Genomic DNA, 16,004 nt, shown 5'->3' on the forward strand with positions numbered 1-16,004 from the left:
CGCCGCGGGCGCTCACAGCGCCTTCGTGGTCCACAGGGTGGTGCCGTGCCCCGGGACCGTCTCACGGCGGTCGGTCTCGGTGAACCCGAGCTTGGCCAGCACCCGGCGGGACGCAGTGTTCCAGTTCCACACGGTGGCCCACAGGCGCTGGTGACCCGATGACCGTGCCCAGTCGATGACCGCGTCGACGGCTTCCGTCGCGTAGCCGTTGCCCCAGGTGCGGCGCAGCAGCTCGAAGGCCAGCTCAGGCTCGCCCGTCGTCCCGCGCCCACTGTCGACGAGCCCGCAGTAACCGATCACGTCACCGTCGACCTTGAGCTCGACCGCCAGCAAGCCCGTCGTCACCGGTGCTGGGTCGGTCCGGATCGCGTCCTCGAGGTCGGCCACCGTCGGCCGGCCCTGCGCATCGAGGCGCCGGTGGGCCGGAACCCGTGGGTCGCGCTCGGTCCACAGCTCGCGCAGCACCGTGGCGTCCTCGACGCGCTGTGGGCGCAGCAGGAGACGCTCGGTCTCGAGCCGCACCACACCGGGGCCACGCACGCCGCCACCCTGCCACGTCAGGTGACAGGGTGGCAGGGCGGTCGGGACGACGCCCGCAGTGGTTCAGCGTTCGACGACGACATCCTCGTCGAGCACGGTGCGGTCGACGCGACGGTGGAAGCGCATGCCGGCCGCGCCGCCGAGGATGGCGCCGAGCAGGCTGATGACCGCCGCCAGGACCAGCGCCACGACACCGGCGGTCGTAAGCTGGGAGGTGCTGAGCGGCAGGCGCGGGTAGCTGTTCAGCTGGCCGAGCAGGTCGTACTCGTTACCGGCCACCGCACCGACGATGCCGATGACGACAGCCACGACGAGGGCCCACAGCCACACGGCCAAGCCCTGCTTGGCGCCGTTGAACCGGGCCATCCGCCCGGCGACGTACCCGCCGCAGTAGTAGGCGACGAACACGATCACGGCCAGGATGACGGCGCCGACGATGCCCACTGTCCCGGGCTGGCTGGACGCCTGGTCGACGGCGTCCTGGGCGTTGGTGTTGTTGCCCAGCCCGACGGCCGTCCCGGCTGCCGCGAGCGCCGCCGTGAGGATGACGGCCATGCCGGTGGCGGTGAGCCAGCCGAAGAAGGCCGACCCGATCTTGATGCCGCCGAAGCGGCTCTCCTCCGCGTCCAGCCGGTGCTCCGGGGTCGTGTAGCCGGCGACCCGAGCATCGGCCGGCGTCGCCAGCCGCTCGTCGCGTGCGGCATACCCGGCCCGGTCGTCGCGGCCATCGTGGTCGCGGTCGTGGTGCCGCAGGTCGCGCCGGTCGTCCGCGTATGCCACGTCGTCACCACGGTGGCGACCCTCCCGGACGTCGTCGCGCACCCCGTCGGCCGGCGTGCGGTCGTCGTAGCCGCGCTCGTCGTAGCCGCGCTCGGAGTCGATGCGCTGGGTGTCATTGCGGTCCGTGGCATTGCGGTCGTAGCGCGCGTCATCGCGCACCCCATCGCGCGTCCGGTCGTCGGTGCCGCGGTCGGCGAGGGTGCGGTCGTCATACCCACGCTCGTCGCGGTTGCTGGCGTCGTCCCGGTAGCCGCTGTCGCTGTCGGTCTGGCGGTCCGCCGGCGTCCGGTCGTCGTAGCCGCGCTCGTCGGTGCCGCGGTCGTGGTCGTGGTTGCGTCGAAGGCTGGGCATGGTGTGCTCCTCACTCCTGGGGCACGGCGCCAGGCGGGTGTGCCCGGACACCGTGCGTAGTCGTACCCGTTCGCAGCGGGCGCGAAACGGGCGTCGACCCTGATGACGCCGCTGGTCCCGCCCCATGACGTGGACTTCACCGCCTACGCTGGGCGCCATGGCGAGCGTGCGGACGGTTCAGGTGACCTTCGACTGTGCGGAGCCACGCAAGGTGGCCGACTTCTGGAAGCAGGTCCTCGGCTACGTCGACCCGCCGGTCCCGCCGGGCTTCGACAGCTGGGACGACTTCGAGGCGACCCTGCCGCCGGAGAGCCAGGGTTCGGCGTGGGCCTGCCAGGACCCGGACGGGGTGGGGCCCCGCCTGTTCTTCCAGCGTGTCCCCGAGGCAAAGACCGTGAAGAACCGCGTCCACCTCGACGTGCGCGTCGGCACCGGCCTGACCGGTGACGAGCGCGTGGCGGCCCTCGAGGCCGAGGCCGACCGCCTCGAGCCGCTCGGCGCCACGCGCGTGCGGCTGATGCTCGCCGACGAGGAGAACGAGTCGTGCCTGGTGATGCAGGACGTCGAGGGCAACGAGTTCTGCCTCGACTAGCTCCACCAGCCCATCGGGTGACCACGCGGCATACCCATGCGGCGCACCCGGCACAATGGGGCGGGTGACCTCGCCCGCCCCGCTCGACCCAGCCATCGCCGCGCGTCTCAAGCGCGACGACCACGGCCTCGTCGCCGCCATCGTGCAGCAGCACGACACCGGTGAGGTGCTGATGCTCGGCTGGATGGACGACGAAGCGCTGCGCCGCACCCTGACCGAGGGCCGCGTCACCTACTGGTCGCGCAGCCGCGGCGAGTACTGGCGCAAGGGAGACACGAGCGGCAACGTCCAGCACGTGAGGTCCGTGGCGCTCGACTGTGACGGTGACGCGCTGCTCGTGCGCGTCGACCAGGTCGGGCCGGCGTGCCACACGGGCACGCGCACCTGCTTCGACGGGCGCGACCTCGAGGCGGTCCCGTATGCCGGTGAGTGACGTCGCGCCGGACCTCACCCCGGGTGCCACCTGGCCCGACCTCGCGACTTTCGCCGAGCTCGCGCGGGACCGGCGGGTGATCCCCGTGGTGCGCCGGCTGATGGCCGATGCCGAGACGCCCCTGTCGGTGTACCGCAAGCTGGCGCAGGACGCGCCCGGCACGTTCCTGCTGGAGTCGGCCGAGCACGGGGGAGTGTGGTCGCGCTACTCGATCGTCGGAGCGGCCAGCCGGGCCACCCTCACCGAGCGCGACGGCGAGACCCATTGGGTGGGTGAGCCGCCTGTGGGTGTGCCGAGCAGCGGCGATCCGCTCGAGGCGCTGCGTGACACCGTCAACGTCCTGGCCACCGAACCCGTGCCCGGCCTGCCACCCCTGACCGGCGGCATGGTCGGCGCGATCACCTACGACGCGATCCGGCGGTGGGAGCGCGTGGCCGACACCAACCCGGACGACCTCGGGCTGCCCGAGCTGGCCATGGTGCTCGCCACCGACCTCGCCGTTCTCGACCACGCCGACGGGTCGCTGCTGCTCGTCGCCAACGCCATCAACTACGACGCCACCGACGACCGGGTCGAGCAGGCCTGGGCCGACGCCGTCGACCGGCTCGACCGGATGACCCGTGAGCTCGCGGCACCGGCGGACTCGACCGTCGCCACGGTAGACCAGGCGGTGTTCGCCGAGGCCCGCGACGAGGTCACGAGCACCACGACGCAGGCCGCGTTCGAGCAGATGGTCGAGGACGCCAAGGAGGACATCCGCTCGGGTGAGGTCTTCCAAGTCGTTCTGTCCCAACGGTTCTCGGCTCCCTGCCCCGTGGACGCCCTCGACGTCTACCGGGCCCTGCGCTCCACCAACCCCAGCCCGTACATGTACCTGCTGCGGCTGCCCACTCCCGACGGCGACACCTTCGATGTCGTCGGCTCCTCACCCGAGGCCCTGGTCAAGGTCACCAGGCGCCGCGCCATCACCCACCCCATTGCCGGTTCGCGCCCGCGGGGGAAGTCGCCCGAGGAGGACCTGCTCCTCGAGGAGGACCTGATCGCCGACCCCAAGGAGCGCTCGGAGCACGTCATGCTCGTCGACCTGGGTCGCAACGACCTGCAGCGGGTCTGCGAGCCCGGCACCGTCGACGTGGTCGAGTTCATGAACGTGCGCCGCTACTCCCACGTGACCCACCTGGAGTCGACGGTGGTCGGTGACATCGCGCCCGGCAACACGGCATACGACGTCCTGCGGGCGACGTTCCCCGCCGGCACCCTCAGTGGCGCACCCAAGCCCCGCGCGCTCCAGCTCATCGAGCACTACGAGACGAGTCGGCGCGGTGTCTACGGCGGGGTCGTCGGCTACCTCGACTTCCACGGGGACCTCGACATGGCCATCGCGATCCGCACCGCGGTGATCAAGGACGGCACGGCCCACGTGCAGGCAGGAGCGGGCATCGTGGCCGACTCGGTGCCGACGAGCGAGTACGACGAGACCGTGAACAAGGCGGCCGCCGCCCTGCGCGCCGTCGCCACCGCGCGTGCCCTGCGCACCGTGCAGGACGCCGACCGGTGAGCCGGCTGCGCCCCACCGGCAAGGCGTTCGTCGTGATCGTCGCGGTCATCGCCGCCCTCCTGCTCGTCGCCGGCGGCCGCCAGACGTGGGTCACCGGCACGGTCAACGACCCCGTGCTCGGAGCGAGCCGCATCAGCGCCACCGGCACCGAGGTGGCGGCGGCGCTCGTGGGGCTCGCCCTCGTGGCGGCTGCCGCGGCGATCGCCAGCACGACGAGTGGTGCGGTGATGCGCCGCGTGACGCTCGCCGTCCTCGCGCTGGCCGCGCTCGGGGAGGGGTTGGCCGTCACGCGCGTGCTGCGCGACCCGAGCGGTGTCCTCGGTGGGGTCGCGGCCAAGCAGGCCGGCCGGACGGGCTCGGTCGAGACCCACGCCAGCGCCACGGTGTGGCCCTGGCTCGGGTTGCTGGCCTGCGTGCTGCTGCTCGTCGCTGCGGTCGGCGGCTGGCTGGGCGCCTCGCGCTGGCAGGGGCTCGGCGCCCGCTACGAGACCGGGTCCACGACCACTGGGCCGCGCGGTCAGCGCGTCGGCTCCGACTGGGACCGGCTCGACGACGGCGACGACCCGACCGTGCGCGACGAACCCGGGCGCACCTGACCCCGCGCACCTGACACAATGGGCCGCAACGCCCCACCCACCACGAGCAGGAGCCGGCACGCCATGGCAGAGCACGACATCCACGAAGACCACGGGCACAGCACTGCGGCCTGGACCGGTGTCGCGATCATCCTCGCCGGCACGGCGGTGATGTCGCTGGCGGTCATCTTCCCGAGCGTGTTCTGGTTCGTCGTGGGCGCGGTCATCTGCGTCATCGGTGCCGTCGCCTGGAAGCTGCTCAACATGGCCGGGTACGGCGCGGTGACCCACGACGGCCCAGACGCCCCGGACTCGGCCAGGCCCGAGGTCGGCGTCAAGTAGTCCATGAGCACAGTCCTCGAGCAGATCGTCGCGGGCGTGCGCGAGGACCTCGCACCGCGTGAGTCAGCCGTACCCCTCGACGTCATCCGCGAACGCGCCGCGGCCGCCCCGCCCGCCCTCGACGCCGAAGCCGCCCTCCGGCAGCCCGGACTGTCGCTGATCGCGGAGGTCAAGCGCTCCAGCCCCAGCAAGGGCGAGCTCGCCACCATCGCCGACCCCGCCGCGCTGGCGGCGGAGTATGCCGCGGGCGGCGCCACCGCGGTGAGCGTCCTGACCGAGAAGCGTCGCTTCAACGGCAGCCTCGCCGACCTCGACGCTGTGCGGGCTGCGGTGCGAGTTCCCTTGCTGCGCAAGGACTTCATGGTCACCGACTACCAGGTCCACGAGGCGCGCGCGCACGGCGCCGACATCGTGCTCCTCATCGTGGCCGCGCTGCCGCAGGCCGACCTGGAGCGGATGCACGCGCTCGCGCGTCAGCTCGGGATGACCGTCCTGGTCGAGGTGCACGACGAGGATGAGACCCGACGTGCGATCGACGCCGGCGCCACCGTCATCGGCGTCAACGCCCGCAACCTCAAGACGCTCGACGTCGACCCCGGCACCTTCGGCCGGCTCGCCCCGCTCGTGCCCGACACCTGCGTACGGGTCGCCGAGTCGGGTGTCACCGGACCCGACGACGCGGCCCGGTTCCACGCCGAAGGCGCCGACGCGGTCCTCGTGGGAGAGGCGCTCGTGCGCGGCGAGGACCCGCGCCGGGCGGCCCAGGACATCGTCAGCGTCGGCGCGGTGACCCATGGCTGAGCCGACCCCCGACCTCACGCCCGAGCCGCTGGAGCGCCTCGGCCGCTTCGGCGACTTCGGTGGGCGGTTCGTCCCCGAGGCCCTGATCCCGGCGCTCGAGGAGCTCGACGAGGCCCGACACAAGGCGATGGTCGACCCGGAGTTCCTCGGCGAGCTGGAGCGCCTGCACCGCACCTACACCGGGCGCCCGAGCATCATCACCGAGGTGCCGCGGTTCGCCGAGCACGCCGGTGGGGCGCGGGTCATCCTCAAGCGCGAGGACCTCAACCACACCGGCTCGCACAAGATCAACAACGTGCTCGCCCAGGCCCTGCTCACCAAGCGGATGGGCAAGACCCGGGTCATCGCCGAGACCGGTGCCGGGCAGCACGGTGTCGCCACGGCGACGGCGGCTGCGCTCATGGGCCTCGAGTGCGTCGTCTACATGGGCAAGGTCGACACCGAGCGCCAGGCCCTCAACGTCGCCCGGATGCGGATGCTCGGCGCCGAGGTCGTCGCCGTGCCGACCGGCAGCGCGACCCTCAAGGACGCCATCAACGAGGCCCTGCGGGACTGGGTCGCCAACGTCGGCCACACCCACTACATCCTCGGCACGGTCACCGGGCCGCACCCGTTCCCGGAGATGGTGCGCGACTTCCACCGCATCATCGGCGTCGAGGCCCGCAGCCAGGTCCTTGACCTCACCGGCCGCCTGCCCGATGCCGTGATCGCCTGTGTCGGTGGGGGATCCAACGCGATGGGCATCTTCCACCGGTTCATCGACGACCCCGACGTGCGGCTCATCGGCGTCGAGGCCGGGGGAGAGGGCATCGAGTCCGGGCGGCACGCCGCCCGGTTCGCCTCCGCCGACCCCGGTGTCCTGCACGGCACCTTCAGCTACCTCATGCAGGACGACGACGGGCAGACCCTCGAGACCCACTCGGTGTCCGCCGGGCTCGACTACCCGAGTGTCGGGCCCGAGCACTCCCACCTGCGCGACACCGGCCGCGCCGAGTACCGCTACGCCACCGACGACAAGGCGATGGAGGCCTTCCGCCTGCTGTGCCGCACCGAGGGCATCATCCCGGCGCTCGAGTCGTCCCACGCCCTGGCGGGTGCCATCGAGGTCGGTCGCGAGCTGGGGCCCGACGCACTGCTCCTGGTCAACCTCTCCGGCCGGGGCGACAAGGACATGCACACCGCTGCCGAGTGGTTCGGCCTCATCGACGGCGAGGCCGTGCCCGAGGGCCGCGCAGAGGAGCCGCGGGCGACTGGTGACGGGAGGACCCAGCTGTGACCGCCGATGTCACGACCGGCCCGGGTGTCGAGTCGGTCTTCGCCCGTTGCCGCGAGGAGGGCCGCGCCGCGCTCGTCTGCTACCTGCCGGTGGGGTTCCCCTCGGTCGAGGGCTCGGTCCGGGCCATGGTCGCCATGGTCGAGGCCGGCGCCGACATCATCGAGGTCGGCATCCCCTACACCGACCCGGTCATGGACGGGCCGACGGTCGCGTATGCCGCCGACCAGGCGCTCAAGCGTGGCGTCCACGTGCGTGACGTCTTCACCGCGACGCAGGCGGTCCGCGACGCCGGTGCGCCGCCGCTGGTGATGACCTACTGGAACCTCGTCCTGCGCTACGGCGTGCCCACCTTCGCCCGTGACCTCAAGGCTGCTGGCGGCGCGGGCCTCATCACGCCCGACCTCATCCCCGACGAGGCGGCCGACTGGATCGGGGCCAGCGACGAGACCGGCCTCGACCGGGTCTTCCTCGTCGCGCCGAGCTCCACCGACCAGCGCCTCGCTGCCGTGACGCGGCAGTGCCGTGGCTTCGTGTATGCCGTGTCGCACATGGGCGTGACCGGCGCCAGGGAGTCGCTCGGTGACGCCGCAAAGGTCATCGTCGAGCGCACCAAGGCGGTCACGGAGCTTCCGGTCTGTGTCGGCGTCGGGGTGTCCGGCGGCGCGCAGGCGGCCGAGATCGCGGCATACGCCGACGGGGTCATCGTGGGGTCCGCACTGGTGCGGTGCCTCACCGAGGCGACCGACGAGGAAGCCGGCCTGACGGCCCTGCGCTCGCTCGTGGGCGAGCTCGCCGACGGCGTGCGCAGCGGCAGCTGACCTGGCCCGGGGAACCATCCTGGCGGCTCGCACGCAGTACCACTGACCGACGAAGTGACCACGACGAAGGACCAGACACCCATGAGCAAGGCCAACGCCGACCGCAAGGCAGCCGACCGCAAGGCGAAGATCGACGCAGCCCGCGCGCAGGAGCGCCGTGGGGCGACCACCAAGATCGTCGTCGCGGCGGTTGCAGTGCTCCTCGTGGTCGGCGGCGTGGTCGCAGCCATCGCGCTCGGCGGCAGCAAGGACAAGGGCACCGACACCGCAGGTGCCGGATCCAGCAGCAGCAAGGGCGGGTCCAGCCTGCCGAAGGGCGCGACCGCGATGGGGGCCGGGATCGTCGTCAACCCCGGGGCTCCCGCGAACGTGCCGACGCTGGACCTCTACGAGGACTTCCAGTGCCCGGTGTGCGGCCAGTTCGAGTCGATCTTCGGCCTGCAGATCAAGGACATGGTGCAGAACAACCAGGTCAAGCTGGTGTCGCACACGCTGTCCTTCCTCGACAACAACCTGCGCAACGACTCATCCAACCGTGCGGCCAACGCCGCGGCCTGCGCCGCCGACGCGGACAAGTTCCTCCAGTACCACGCCGCCGTGTTCCAGGGGCAGCCCGCCAAGGAGGGTGAGGGCTACACCGACGCCCGGCTCAAGGAGTTCGCCACCCAGGCCGGCATCACCGGCGCCGCGATGACGACCTGGCAGAAGTGCTACGACGACCGTGCCCACAACCAGTGGGTCGAGTCGGTGCAGGAGCAGTCCGGCAAGGACGGTGTGCAGGGCACCCCCACGATCCGCCTCAACGGCAAGGACGTCAGCCTCCAGGGCCTGACCCAGCAGTCGCTGGCCGAGCAGGTCAAGGCCGCGACGAAGTGACCTTCGTGGTGGCGGCCGTGCCGGCCGCGATCCCGAGCCCCACGACCGGGGTGTGGCACCTGGGACCGTTCCCGCTGCGTGCCTACGCCCTGTGCATCCTCGTGGGCATCGGAGTCGCGGTCTGGATCACGAGCCGCCGCCTCGCCGATCGTGGCTACCCGCCGGAGAAGGCGCTCGACATCTCGGCCTGGGCCGTCCCCTTCGGGATCGTGGGCGGCCGGATCTACCACGTCATCACCACCCCGGAGCCGTACTTCGGCCAGAACGGCAACCCCGTCCACGCCCTCTACATCTGGCAGGGCGGGCTCGGCATCTGGGGCGCCATCGCCCTCGGCGCCGTGGGGGCCTGGATCGGCGCGCGCCGGCAGGGCGTCGCGTTCCTCGACTTCGCCGACGCCGCGGCGCCGGGCGTGGCCGTGGCGCACGCGATCGGCCGCTGGGGCAACTGGTTCAACAACGAGCTGTACGGCCGCCCCACGGACGCGCCGTGGGGCCTGCAGATCCACTGCTGGGACGAGTCGCTCGGCAAGGCCGTCACCTGTGAGGGCACCAGCTCGACGGTGCAGGGCATCTACCAGCCGACGTTCCTCTACGAGTCGATCTTCCTGCTGCTGCTGGCGCTGGCCCTCGTCCTCGTCGACCGCCGCTTCCGGCTCCACCGCGGCCAGGTGCTGGGCCTCTACGTCGCCGGCTACCCGATCGGGCGCATCGTCGTGGAGAAGATGCGCACCGACACCGCCGAGCTGATCTTCGGCCAGCGGCTCAACGTGTGGACCAGCATCGTCGTGTTCCTCCTCGGCCTGGCCATCATCTGGTGGTGCCGCCGCTACCCGCACACGCCCCGCGGCATACCGCAGGGGGAGAGCCGGCCAGCCACGGAGGAGGCCGCGGCGCCCGAGGCCAAGTCTCAACATACGGAATGACTCGGCTCACATAGCGGAATGGGGAACCCGGCGGCTATTCTGCCTCCAGCCGTGGCCAAGGCCGTCCACGCGTGACCGGTGAGCCCCTCGCGAAGGGGGGTCCACGACGCCCTGACCCCCAAGGACGGTGACCTGACGTGTCGTTCGCGCGCTTCTCCGCCCAGCCCGAGAACACCGGGCTCTACCGCCGCGAGTTCGAGCACGACGCCTGTGGTGTCGCCCTCGTCGCCACGATGCGGGGCAGCGCCGGACACGACATCGTCGACCATGCGCTGACCGCCCTGCGCAACCTCGAGCACCGCGGCGCGACCGGCGCCGACCCGCTCGTCGGGGACGGCGCAGGCATCCTCACCCAGGTGCCCGACGCCTTCTTCCGCGCGGTCGTCGACTTCGACCTGCCGGTCGGCGGGGCGTATGCCGTGGGCACCGCCTTCCTGCCCCAGGACGAGACCGAGCGTGAGGCCACCGTCGCCCGGATCGAGGCGATCGCTGCGGAGGAGGGCCTGAAGGTCCTCGGCTGGCGTGACGTCCCCGTCGCTGCGGAGCTCGTCGGCCAGGTCGCCCGCGACTTCATGCCGCACTTCCGCCAGCTGTTCGTCAGCGCCGCCGTCGGGCGCAAGGTCGGCATCGGCCTGGACCGGCTGGCCTTCTGCCTGCGCAAGCGCGCCGAGCGCGAGACCGACGTCTACTTCCCGTCGCTGTCGTGTCGGACGATCGTCTACAAGGGCATGCTCACGACCGGCCAGCTAGAGCCGTTCTTCCCCGACCTGTCCGACCGCCGGTTCGAGACGCAGCTGGCGCTCGTCCACTCGCGCTTCTCCACCAACACCTTCCCGGCGTGGCCGCTGGCCCACCCCTACCGGCTGATCGCGCACAACGGCGAGATCAACACGGTCAGGGGAAACCGCAACTGGATGCGGGCCCGCGAGAGCCAGCTCGTCTCCGACGTCATCCCCGGTGACCTCGAGCGGCTGTTCCCCATCTGCACCCCGGACGCCTCCGACTCCGCGTCGTTCGACGAGGCGCTGGAGCTGCTGCACCTCGGTGGCCGCTCGCTGCCGCACGCTGTGCTGATGATGATCCCGGAGGCGTGGGAGAACCACGAGGAGATGGACCCCGCGCGGCGGGCGTTCTACGAGTTCCACTCGACCTTCATGGAGCCGTGGGACGGACCGGCCTGCGTCACCTTCACCGACGGCTCCCTCATCGGTGCCGTGCTCGACCGCAACGGTCTGCGCCCCGGCCGCTACTCGGTCACCGACGACGGGCTCGTCGTGCTGGCGTCCGAGTCGGGAGTGCTCGACCTCGACCCGAGCCGGGTCGTGCGCAAGGGCCGTCTCCAGCCGGGCCGCATGTTCCTCGTCGACACCGAGCACGGCCGGATCATCTCCGACGACGAGGTGAAGTCCTCGCTCGCGGCCCAGCAGCCCTACGAGGAGTGGCTGCACGCCGGCCTCATCAACCTCGACGACCTGCCCGAGCGCGAGCACATCGTGCACACTGCGGCGTCGGTGGCGCGCCGCCAGCAGACCTTCGGCTACACCCAGGAGGAGCTCAAGATCCTGCTGGCGCCGATGGCCCGCACCGGTGGTGAGGCGCTCGGCTCGATGGGCACCGACACCCCGATCGCGGTCCTGTCGGAGCGGCCGCGGCTCATCTTCGACTACTTCACCCAGCTCTTCGCGCAGGTGACCAACCCGCCGCTCGACGCCATCCGCGAGGAGCTGGTCACCTCCTTGGGCACCGTCATCGGGCCGGAGGGCAACGCGCTCACCGCGACACCGGCGCACGCGCGCCAGGTGGTCCTGCCGTTCCCCGTGCTCGACAACGACGAGCTGGCCAAGATCGTCCACATCAACGCCGACGGCGACCTGCCCGGCTATGCCACCCACGTGGTCCGCGGCCTCTACGACGTCAGCGGCGGTGCCGCGGCGATGGAGGCGCGGCTCGAGGAGATCTTCGCCGAGGTGTCCGAGGCGATCGCGAACGGCAGCCGCTTCATCGTGCTGTCCGACCGTGACTCCGGCCGTGACCTGGCGCCGATCCCGTCGCTGCTGCTCACCTCCGCGGTGCACCACCACCTGATCCGCGAGAAGACCCGCACCCTCGTGGGTCTCGTCGTCGAGGCCGGTGACGTGCGCGAGGTGCACCACGTCGCCCTGCTCATCGGCTATGGCGCGGCCGCGGTCAACCCCTACCTCGCGATGGAGTCGGTCGAGGACCTCGTGCGCTCCGGCGCGATCGAGGGCGTCACCGCCGAGCAGGCCGTGAAGAACCTCATCAAGGCGCTCGGCAAGGGTGTCCTCAAGGTCATGTCCAAGATGGGCATCTCGACCGTCGCGTCCTACCGGGGCGCGCAGGTGTTCGAGGCGCTCGGCCTGTCCCAGCAGCTCGTCGACCGGTACTTCACCGGCACGGTCTCGCAGCTCGGCGGTGTCGGGCTCGACGTCATCGCCGCGGAGACCGCGGCGCGGCACGCCGCGGCATACCCTCCGGACGGAGTCCGGCTCCCGCACCGCAAGCTCGACGTGGGCGGTGAGTACCAGTGGCGCCGCGAGGGGCCGCCGCACCTCTTCGACCCCGACACGGTCTTCCGGCTCCAGCACTCGACGCGCCAGCGCCGCTACGACATCTTCAAGCAGTACACCCAGCGGGTCGACGAGCAGTCGCAGCGGCTGATGACCCTGCGCGGGCTGTTCGAGTTCACCGACCACGCCGACCGTCCGCCGGTGCCGATCGAGGAGGTCGAGCCGGTCAGCGAGATCGTCAAGCGGTTCAACACCGGTGCGATGTCGTACGGCTCGATCAGCAAGGAGGCGCACGAGACCCTCGCGGTCGCGATGAACCACCTCGGTGGGCGCTCCAACACCGGTGAGGGCGGTGAGGACGTCGACCGGCTGATGGACGACGAGCGTCGCTCGGTCATCAAGCAGGTCGCCTCCGGCCGGTTCGGCGTGACCTCGCTCTACCTCACCAAGTCCGGCGACATCCAGATCAAGATGGCCCAGGGCGCCAAGCCCGGCGAGGGCGGTCAGCTGCCCGGCCACAAGGTCTACCCGTGGGTCGCGCGCACCCGGCACTCGACGCCCGGTGTCGGCCTCATCAGCCCGCCGCCGCACCACGACATCTACTCCATCGAGGACCTCGCCCAGCTGATCCACGACCTCAAGAACGCCAACCCCGAGGCGCGGATCCACGTGAAGCTGGTGGCCGAGGTGGGTGTCGGCACGGTCGCCGCGGGTGTCTCCAAGGCGCACTCCGATGTCGTGCTCATCTCGGGCCACGACGGCGGCACCGGCGCCTCGCCGCTCACCTCGCTCAAGCACGCCGGCGGCCCGTGGGAGATCGGTCTGGCGGAGACCCAGCAGACGCTGGTGCTCAACAGCCTGCGCGACCGCATCGTCGTGCAGTGCGACGGCCAGCTCAAGACCGGCCGTGACGTCGTGATCGCGGCGCTGCTCGGTGCCGAGGAGTTCGGGTTCGCCACGGCGCCGCTGGTCGTCAGCGGCTGCATCATGATGCGGGTCTGCCACCTCGACACCTGCCCGGTCGGCATCGCCACCCAGAACCCCGAGCTGCGGGCCCGCTACTCCGGCAAGCCCGAGTTCGTCGAGACCTTCTTCGAGTACATCGCCGAGGAGGTGCGCGAGCACCTGGCCGCCCTGGGGTTCCGCAGCATCGACGAGGCCATCGGCCGGGTCGACGCCATCGACGCGACCAAGGCGGTCAACCACTGGAAGGCCGAGGGCCTGGACCTGGCCCCGATCTTCAGCGACGTGCAGGCCCCCGACGGCTCCGGCCGGCGCAACACCACCGGCCAGGACCACGGCCTGGAGAAGGCCCTCGACCACAGCCTCATCACGATCGCCCGCGAGGCCATCAACGACGGCACACCCGTGACGGGTGAGGTGGCGGTGCGCAACGTCAACCGCACCATCGGCACGCTGCTCGGCCACGAGGTCACCAAGGCGCACCCGGACGGGTTGCCCGACAACACGATCGACCTCACCCTGACCGGTTCGGCGGGGCAGTCGCTCGGCGCGTTCCTGCCCAAGGGAATCACGCTGCGGCTGCTCGGTGACGCCAACGACTACGTCGGCAAGGGCCTGTCCGGTGGCCGCATCGTGGTGCGCCCCGACCGGGGTGCCCCGCTCCAGGCGGAGGCGAACGTCATCGCCGGCAACGTGATCGGCTACGGAGCGACCACCGGTGAGCTGTTCCTGCGCGGGATGGTCGGCGAGCGGTTCTGCGTCCGCAACTCCGGTGCCACCGCCGTCGTCGAGGGCGTCGGCGACCACGGGTGCGAGTACATGACCGGTGGCACCGTGCTCGTCCTCGGCCCGACCGGCCGCAACTTCGCGGCCGGCATGTCCGGGGGAGTGGCGTACGTCCTCGACCTCGACGCCGAGCGTGTCAACCCCGAGCTCGTCGACGTGAGTGGGCTGCGCCTCGACGACGAGACGTCCGTGCGCGAGCTGCTCCAGCGACACCTCGACTGGACCGAGTCCGCTGTCGCAGCAAGGCTGCTCGAGGACTGGGAGGCGGCCAAGGGCAGGTTCAGCCTGGTGCTGCCGCGTGACTACCAGCGCGTCCTGGACGTGCGCGCCGCCGCCGAGGCGGAAGGACTCGACATCGACGGCTCCGAGGTGTGGGAGCGGATCATGGAGGCTTCCCGTGGCTGACCCGCAAGGATTCCTGAAGACGCGCGAGCGAGAGCTGCCCGCACGCCGGCCGGTGCCCGTCCGCATCAAGGACTGGAAAGAGGTCTACGAGGAGCAGGAGGCCGGCCAGCTCCAGCGGCAGGCCGGACGCTGCATGGACTGCGGGATTCCCTTCTGCCACAGCGGTTGTCCGCTCGGCAACCTCATCCCGGAGTGGAACGACCTCGTGTGGAAGGGCGACTGGCGCGAGGCCATCGAACGGCTGCACGCCACCAACAACTTCCCCGAGTTCACCGGTCGCCTCTGCCCGGCGCCCTGCGAGACCGCGTGCGTCCTTGGCATCAACCAGCCGGCGGTGACGATCAAGCAGGTCGAGGTGACCACCATCGACCGCGCCTTCGACAGCGGCTACGTGCTGCCGCAGGCGCCGGAGCGCCTGTCCGGCAAGACCGTCGCGGTCGTCGGGTCCGGTCCCGCGGGGCTCGCTGCAGCGCAGCAGCTCACCCGCGCCGGCCACACGGTCGCCGTCTACGAGCGCGCCGACAAGCCGGGCGGCCTGCTGCGCTACGGCATACCCGAGTTCAAGATGGAGAAGTCGGTCGTCGACCGTCGCATCGCGCAGATGGAGGCCGAGGGCACCCGCTTCCGCAGCGGTGTCGACGTCGGTGCCGACGTCACCGGCCAGCAGCTGCGCGACCGGTACGACGCCGTGGTCCTCGCCGTCGGAGCCACCGTGCCGCGAGACCTGCAGGTGCCGGGGCGCGAGCTCGACGGCGTGCTCCAGGCGATGGACTACCTGCCGCCGGCCAACCGCGTCGCCCTCGGTGAGACGGTCGAGGGACAGGTCACGGCCGAGGGCAAGGACGTCATCGTCATCGGCGGTGGCGACACGGGCGCCGACTGCATCGGCACCGCGCACCGCCAGGGCGCGAAGTCCGTCACGAGCCTGGAGATCATGCCGCAGCCGGGGGAGGAACGCGCCGCCCACCAGCCGTGGCCGACCTACCCGATGCTCTTCCGCGTCGCCTCCGCGCACGAGGAGGGCGGTGAGCGGGTGTATGCCGCGTCGACCAAGGAGATCCTCGGCGAGGACGGCAGGGTCAGCGGCATACGCCTCGTCGACGTGACCTTCAAGGACGGGAAGTTCGAGGAGGTGGAGGGCACCGAGCGGGTGCTCCCCACCCAGCTGATCCTCCTGGCGATGGGCTTCCTCGGACCGCAGGGTCCCGGCGTCGTCGAGCAGCTCGGTGTCGAGCTCGACGAACGCTCGAACGTCAAGCGGGACAACGACTACATGTCCTCGGTGCCGGGCGTCTTCGTCGCCGGTGATGCGGGCCGTGGCCAGTCGCTGATCGTGTGGGCCATCGCCGAAGGACGGTCGGCCGCGGCCGGGGTCGACCGCTACCTGACGGGGTCGACGGCACTGCCGCGGCCGGTCAACCCGACCGACCGTCCCCTCGTGGTCTGAGCGCGCTGTC

Annotated in this window: 14 protein-coding genes; 12 read left to right on the plus strand and 2 right to left on the minus strand. The window is 71.3% G+C overall.

From position 1 onward, the window contains the following. Positions 1-12: 12 nt before the first annotated feature. Both HJG52_RS02000 and HJG52_RS02005 read right to left on the minus strand, forming a co-directional pair. Positions 13-540 carry a GNAT family N-acetyltransferase gene (locus HJG52_RS02000; protein ID WP_346767518.1) on the minus strand — a complete coding sequence of 176 codons (528 nt, stop codon included), beginning with the start codon at positions 538-540 and terminating at the stop codon, positions 13-15. A 63-nt stretch (positions 541-603) separates the two neighbouring features. Then, positions 604-1,671 carry a hypothetical protein gene (locus tag HJG52_RS02005; RefSeq protein WP_171241895.1) on the minus strand — a complete coding sequence of 356 codons (1,068 nt, stop codon included), beginning with the start codon at positions 1,669-1,671 and terminating at the stop codon, positions 604-606. A gap of 157 nt (positions 1,672-1,828) precedes the next feature. On the opposite strand from HJG52_RS02005, the gene HJG52_RS02010 reads away from it, so the two are divergent. The 12 genes from HJG52_RS02010 to HJG52_RS02065 all read left to right on the plus strand — a co-directional run bounded on the left by HJG52_RS02010 (position 1,829) and on the right by HJG52_RS02065 (position 15,994). Continuing rightward, on the plus strand, positions 1,829-2,263 hold the full coding sequence (locus HJG52_RS02010; RefSeq protein ID WP_171241896.1) for a VOC family protein: 435 nt from the start codon (positions 1,829-1,831) through the stop codon (positions 2,261-2,263). A gap of 55 nt (positions 2,264-2,318) precedes the next feature. Further along, positions 2,319-2,696: a phosphoribosyl-AMP cyclohydrolase gene (gene hisI / locus HJG52_RS02015; protein ID WP_171241897.1), complete on the plus strand. Its 378-nt coding sequence runs from the start codon at positions 2,319-2,321 to the stop codon at positions 2,694-2,696. Continuing rightward, the gene (locus tag HJG52_RS02020; RefSeq protein ID WP_171241898.1) at positions 2,683-4,254 is read left to right on the plus strand and encodes an anthranilate synthase component I; all 1,572 of its coding nucleotides are present in this window, start codon (positions 2,683-2,685) and stop codon (positions 4,252-4,254) included. The genes hisI and HJG52_RS02020 overlap by 14 nt, the downstream gene beginning before the upstream one ends. Next, on the plus strand, positions 4,251-4,850 hold the full coding sequence (locus tag HJG52_RS02025; RefSeq protein WP_171241899.1) for a Trp biosynthesis-associated membrane protein: 600 nt from the start codon (positions 4,251-4,253) through the stop codon (positions 4,848-4,850). The genes HJG52_RS02020 and HJG52_RS02025 overlap by 4 nt, the downstream gene beginning before the upstream one ends. 63 nt (positions 4,851-4,913) lie before the next feature. After that, positions 4,914-5,171: an HGxxPAAW family protein gene (locus HJG52_RS02030; RefSeq protein ID WP_206069852.1), complete on the plus strand. Its 258-nt coding sequence runs from the start codon at positions 4,914-4,916 to the stop codon at positions 5,169-5,171. A gap of 3 nt (positions 5,172-5,174) precedes the next feature. Then, on the plus strand, positions 5,175-5,972 hold the full coding sequence (gene trpC, locus HJG52_RS02035; RefSeq protein WP_171241900.1) for an indole-3-glycerol phosphate synthase TrpC: 798 nt from the start codon (positions 5,175-5,177) through the stop codon (positions 5,970-5,972). After that, the gene (gene trpB / locus HJG52_RS02040) at positions 5,965-7,248 is read left to right on the plus strand and encodes a tryptophan synthase subunit beta (RefSeq protein ID WP_171241901.1); all 1,284 of its coding nucleotides are present in this window, start codon (positions 5,965-5,967) and stop codon (positions 7,246-7,248) included. Before trpC ends, trpB begins: the two co-directional genes overlap by 8 nt. Further along, positions 7,245-8,066 (plus strand): tryptophan synthase subunit alpha, encoded by an 822-nt coding sequence (trpA, locus tag HJG52_RS02045; protein WP_171241902.1) that lies wholly within the window; start codon positions 7,245-7,247, stop codon positions 8,064-8,066. The genes trpB and trpA overlap by 4 nt, the downstream gene beginning before the upstream one ends. An 81-nt stretch (positions 8,067-8,147) precedes the next feature. Beyond that, positions 8,148-8,942 (plus strand): DsbA family protein, encoded by a 795-nt coding sequence (locus HJG52_RS20535; protein WP_171241903.1) that lies wholly within the window; start codon positions 8,148-8,150, stop codon positions 8,940-8,942. Continuing rightward, the gene (gene lgt / locus HJG52_RS02055) at positions 8,939-9,865 is read left to right on the plus strand and encodes a prolipoprotein diacylglyceryl transferase (RefSeq protein WP_346767519.1); all 927 of its coding nucleotides are present in this window, start codon (positions 8,939-8,941) and stop codon (positions 9,863-9,865) included. The genes HJG52_RS20535 and lgt overlap by 4 nt, the downstream gene beginning before the upstream one ends. Before the next feature lie 137 nt (positions 9,866-10,002). Beyond that, positions 10,003-14,547, plus strand: a complete 4,545-nt coding sequence (gene gltB, locus HJG52_RS02060; RefSeq protein WP_171241904.1) for a glutamate synthase large subunit — start codon at positions 10,003-10,005, stop codon at positions 14,545-14,547. Then, positions 14,540-15,994, plus strand: a complete 1,455-nt coding sequence (locus HJG52_RS02065) for a glutamate synthase small subunit (RefSeq protein WP_171241905.1) — start codon at positions 14,540-14,542, stop codon at positions 15,992-15,994. The genes gltB and HJG52_RS02065 overlap by 8 nt, the downstream gene beginning before the upstream one ends. Positions 15,995-16,004 lie beyond the last annotated feature (10 nt).

The organism is Knoellia koreensis, assembly GCF_013041615.1.
Lineage (GTDB): Bacteria > Actinomycetota > Actinomycetes > Actinomycetales > Dermatophilaceae > Pedococcus > Pedococcus koreensis.